The following is a 5,049-nucleotide window of genomic DNA, read 5'->3' as shown; positions in this document are numbered from 1 at the left end:
TCTGATGAAAAACCCGGGTCAGTTCTCAATGAAAATCAACAACCTGCCCTTCCAGGCAGGCTCACGCCTTGTCCAGAGCCTCCCGACCTTCACGGCCGAAGAACCGCGCATAGAGCGTCGGCAGTACGAACAAGGTCAGCAGCGTCGAAGAGATCAGCCCTCCAATCACGACCGATGCCAGAGGCCGCTCCACTTCCGCGCCGGATCCGCCAGAAAACGCCATCGGGAAAAACCCCAGACTGGCTACGGATGCCGTTGCCAGAACCGGTCGCAACCGGCTTCGCGCGGCCTGAAACGCCGCCTCTGCCGCCGCAATTCCTTCCTGACGTAACGCGCGGATCTGGCTGACCAGAACCACGCCGTTCAGGATCGCCACGCCAAACAGCGCAATAAACCCGATCCCCGCCGCAATGCTGAACGGCAGCCCCCGGATCGCAAGCGCGAAAATGCCGCCCGTCGCCGCCATCGGCAGATTGGCGAAGACAAGCGACGCAGCACCAAACGATCCCAGAGCCGCCACCAGCAATAGAAAAATCAGCGCCAGAGCGATCGGCACGACAATGAACAGACGGTGCAGCGCGGATTGCAGGTTCCGGAACTGTCCGGACCAGACCATCCGGTAGCCCTGCGGCATCTTGATTTTCTGTGTCACGGCCTGCTGCGCCGCAGCCACGAAGGAACTCACATCCCGCCCACGGATATTGGCCTGCACGATCACCCGGCGATGAATATTGTCCCGGTCGATGCGTGAAACGCCATCCGACAGCACGATGTCTGCGACCTGTGACAGCAGGACCCAGCCCTGCCCGTCCGCCCGGCGCACCTGAAGATGCCCGATCCTGTCCACGGAACTGACTGCGTCCGCCCGCAGACGCACCTGCGTGGGAATGATCGCTCCCTGAACTGTCACGGGCTTGCCGACATGCCCGCCCACAGCTTCCACCATGGCCAGAATGTCCGGCACAGCGACCCCAAGCCGGGCTGCCGCATCGCGGTTTACGTCGATATGCAGGAACGGCACGGTCCCGCTTCCCTGCAACGCCACATCCGCCGCGCCCTGCAGGGTTTGCAATGTCTCGACCACCTGACCGGCGATCCGGTTCAGTTCCGTCAGGTCATCGCCATAGATCGAAATCGCAAGCTGCGTCCGCACACCAGCGAGCAGATCGTCCATCCGCATCTGAATCGGCTGCGACCACGAATATGCCGCATCCGGCAGGGTTTTCTGTAGGACATTATTGATTTTTGTGACCAGCTCGACTTGGGTGGAGGCCGTTTTCCAGTCCTCACGGGGGCGGAGGAAAATGAACGTATCGGTCTCGTTCGTCCCCATCGGATCGGTCGGAATTGCTGCTGTTCCCGTGCTGCTCACGACCATTTTCACTTCGGGGAAGGAGCGCAGGATTTTCTCTTCCGCCGTTACTCCCGCGAGCACCGTATCGAGCGATGCCCCCGGCAGGCGGGTGGAGGTCAGGACCAGCGAGCCTTCCCCAAGCTGCGGCACGAACTCCCCGCCAAGCCGGCCGCCGATCAGCACCGCCGCCAGAAACGCAGTGCCCGTGACGATCAGAAGGCGCCCGCTATGATGCTCCGTCCAGCGCAGGGAGGGCTCGTAATACCGGCGCACGGTCCGTACGAACACGGTCTCCCGGTCTTCCTGGACCTTGCGCATCAGCATTGCCGCAAGCACCGGCACGCAGACGAAGCAGTAAACCAGTGAGGCCAACAGGGCCATGATGACCGTCTGCGCCATCGGCCGGAACATCTTGCCCTCGATGCCCTGCAGCGTCAGCACCGGCAGATAGACCATGATGATGACGAAGATTGCGAAGCTGACCGGCCGTATCACGGCTTTTGCAGCATCCGCGGTCAGGGCTGCAAAGGGGCGTGTCCCATGGCTTTCCCCGCGCTCGACCATGATATGCTCCACCACGACGAGCGAACTGTCCACGATCATCCCGAAATCGATCGCACCCAGACTCAGCAAATTGGCCGACACGCCAAACAGCCGCATCCCCGCCATCGCGGCGACCAGAGACGCCGGAATGACAGACACGATCACCAGCGCCGCCCGCCAATCCCCCAGTACGACGACCAGTACGAACAGCACCAGCGCCGCGCCGATCAGCAGATTTTCCTTGACCGTATGGATGGTCTGCCCCGTCAGGCTCGCCCGGCTGTAAAACGGCTCCAGCGTCACACCCGGCGGCAGGGATTGCCGGATTGTCGGCAGCACGCGGGTAATCGCATCCAGCGTCGCATTAGAACTTGCTCCGGTCTGCATCATCACGACGCCGATGACCGCCTCGCCCTGCCCGTCGCGCGTGACGGCTCCAAGCCGCGTGCGTGGCCCAGCGGAGACAACGCCCATGTCCCGCAGCCGGATCACATGCCCGCCCGTCCCTAACTTGACGGGAATGGAGCCAAAATCTGCCAGGCCGCCCACGAGCGCACGGCCCACAACGACATTCTGCTCGGCATGATGCGCGATCCAGCCACCGCCGGAGGACGCATTGTTCGTATCAACAGCCTGCACGATATCGCCAATCGAAACGCCGAATGCCCTCATCCGCGCCGGATCGACCGCCACCTGATACGTCTCGACCGCTCCGCCATTGACGTTGACGTCCACCACGCCCGGCACCAGCCGCAGCTGCGGCACGACCGTCCAGGTCATGAGGCGGTTCAGCTCCATCAGCGACACACCGTCACCCCGGATCTGAAGCTGCATGATCTCACCCATGCCCGTCGCGAGCGGCCCCATCGCAACGCTCACACCCGGCAGAGTGATGCTGTCCCGCGCTGCCTGTAGCCGCTCCGAAACCCGCGTCCGGTCCAGATCGATGTCCGTCGCGTCATCGAACTGAAGATAGACCGCTGACACCCCCGTCCGCGAGACGGAGCGCAGATCCGTCACGCCAGGAATCCCTGTCAGACTGGCTTCGACCGGGAACGTGATGAGCTTCTCGACTTCTTCCGTCGCCAGTCCGGGAGCTGTGACCGAGACCATGACCTGTTTGGGTGAAATATCCGGCACCGGCTCGACCGGCAGACCGGGCACGGTCATCACCCCGCCGATCATCAGCGCGACGAGCAGGCCCAGCAGGACAAAACGGTTGGACTGGAAAAAATGCAGCATGAAACCCGCTCAGTCCGTATCCAGCCCGCTGACGAGCGACATGGATTTCAGGGCGAAACTCCCTTCCGTCACCACAGCATCCCCTGTCTTCAGATTCCCCTGCACGACAGCACTCTCATCCGTCGCCAGCCGCACCCGCACCTCACGCGGGGCATACTGGCCCTCGGCGGTCTGCACATAAACGAGGTTATGCCCCTCGATCGTCTGCACCGCATTTGACGGCACGATCATGCCGTCCACGGCCTCGCTGGTTTCAAGGGCCGCATCCAGCATGATCCCCGGCCGCAGGAACGCTACGGGCCGATCGACGACGCAGACGACCTTCACAAGCCCCGTCACCGGATCGGCAACGCCGTCGATTGTCGTGATGGCCGCCCGGAACGGCTCGGCCCGTGCATTGCCGGACGGACGGACCGTCACAGTGCCACCGGGCACCAGCCGCGACACTTCATCCGGCCGCAGATCCGCGACAATCCACACCCCCGACAGATCCACGACCGTGGCCACAGCCTGCCCCGGCGTCACATCCGAGGCGACGGAGGTCTGGATGGACTGCACGACACCCCGTACCGGCGAAATCAGCGTGGAGGCCTCATCCTGAACGATCTTTTCCGTCACGGAGGTAAACTCTTCCGTCAGACGATGCTCGATCAGACCGATATCTGCCTGCCGCGCCACGACCATGCTACGCGCCTGCTGCACTGCCGCCTGGCGCCGCCGCACTTCCCCGGCGGAGACCGTACTACCCACAAGCTCCTGCCCGCGCCGATAGGCCAGTTCTGCCTCACCGAGCGTCGCCTTCGCCGAGGCCAGCGCCGCCTGATCCTGCTCCATCTGAAGATGCAGCACATGCAGCGAATGATCCGTGTAATCGATGAGCGCCTGTCCGGGCACCACGTTCTGGCCGGGCGTCACCCGCACTGCGGTGACCTTGCCGTCTCCGCTCGTGCGGATCACGACCGTTCGCGACAGATCTGCACTGACCCGGGCCAGCGCCGAGACCGTGTCATGCAGAACGCCCTGCCTGACGGGAGCGGTCTGAAGATGTTCGGCTGAGCGCGCTTCGGGCCCGAGTTTCAGCGTCTGCATCCAGCCTGGCCCATCCGCAGCTGGCGCAGGAACGCAGGCGAAAGCACATAACGCAGCACCAGCGAACAGAAAACGCACAAACCGGCTCATGGAATGGTCCCCGTCGCAATTCCCATCCGGATGATCGCCGCGTGCCAGGCGATTTCCGCACGATTCAGATCCAGCAATGCCCGATACGCGTCCATCCGGGCCCGCAAAGCCTCGATCAGCGGAGTCTCGCCCACCCGCCAGGAACGCTCCATCCCGTCCGCGCGGTGCAACATGGAGCTGGCCTCGACCCGCACCGCAATGGACATGCGTTCGACATCGAGGCGGACCGTCGCCGTCTTCGCCTCGGCTTTTGCCACGTTCTCGGTTGCCGTCCCCTGCCCCGGCAGCCAGAGCGGCACGGAAACGCCGCCCTGCCAGGTGATGTAGCCATGATTGTCTCCACTAATGCGGTCATCATAGTACTCACCCGTCAGCGTCGGACCGCCTGCAAACCAGGACTGAGCCGCTTTCGCCCTGGCATCAGCGGAGTCCTGATTAACCTCCAGCTCAATCCGCACAGGATCGATTTTCCAAGCAGCAGCAATCGCATCATGAACCGAAAGAGGCGCCACAATACCGCCTTCGGCGCGGCTCTGTTGGGCACCGGCAATGCAGGCCACCACCATGAGCGCCACGCCGGTCAGCAACCTACGCGCCCCCCTTGCACACCGCGCAACGCAAAGAGAATGAAATGCCATATCCCATCTCATCCCCCGCCCCACCGGACGTGTCAACGAAAGGAAATAAGACTGTTGATTTTCATTGAGAACTGACCCGGGTTTTTCATCAGG

Annotated in this window: 3 protein-coding genes; all 3 read right to left on the bottom strand. The window is 62.9% G+C overall.

The genetic code is table 11. The features are described from left to right. Positions 1-61: 61 nt before the first annotated feature. The 3 genes from LOC54_RS11270 to LOC54_RS11260 all read right to left on the bottom strand — a co-directional run bounded on the left by LOC54_RS11270 (position 62) and on the right by LOC54_RS11260 (position 4,956). Entirely contained in the window at positions 62-3,139 is a 3,078-nt protein-coding gene (locus tag LOC54_RS11270) for a CusA/CzcA family heavy metal efflux RND transporter (RefSeq protein ID WP_279313893.1), read from the bottom strand. Positions 3,140-3,148: 9 nt separating this feature from the next. Beyond that, a complete protein-coding gene (locus LOC54_RS11265) occupies positions 3,149-4,228 on the bottom strand; it encodes an efflux RND transporter periplasmic adaptor subunit (protein ID WP_279313892.1) in 1,080 nt (359 codons plus the stop codon). Between the two features lie 86 nt (positions 4,229-4,314). Continuing rightward, positions 4,315-4,956 carry a TolC family protein gene (locus LOC54_RS11260; RefSeq protein ID WP_279313891.1) on the bottom strand — a complete coding sequence of 214 codons (642 nt, stop codon included), beginning with the start codon at positions 4,954-4,956 and terminating at the stop codon, positions 4,315-4,317. Positions 4,957-5,049: the final 93 nt, after the last annotated feature.

Source organism: Acetobacter sp. AN02, from assembly GCF_029759835.1.
GTDB lineage: Bacteria > Pseudomonadota > Alphaproteobacteria > Acetobacterales > Acetobacteraceae > Acetobacter.
Note: the sequence above shows the minus strand (reverse complement) of the source record. Positions and strands in the feature narration are given on the sequence as shown.

What these genes read in the sequence shown, in the direction of transcription:
- LOC54_RS11270 (WP_279313893.1), bottom strand. Translation starts at nt 3,139, where the DNA reads ATGCTGCATTTTTTCCAGTCCAACCGTTTTGTCCTGCTGGGCCTGCTC.
- LOC54_RS11265 (WP_279313892.1), bottom strand. Translation starts at nt 4,228, where the DNA reads ATGCAGACGCTGAAACTCGGGCCCGAAGCGCGCTCAGCCGAACATCTT.
- LOC54_RS11260 (WP_279313891.1), bottom strand. Translation starts at nt 4,956, where the DNA reads ATGGCATTTCATTCTCTTTGCGTTGCGCGGTGTGCAAGGGGGGCGCGT.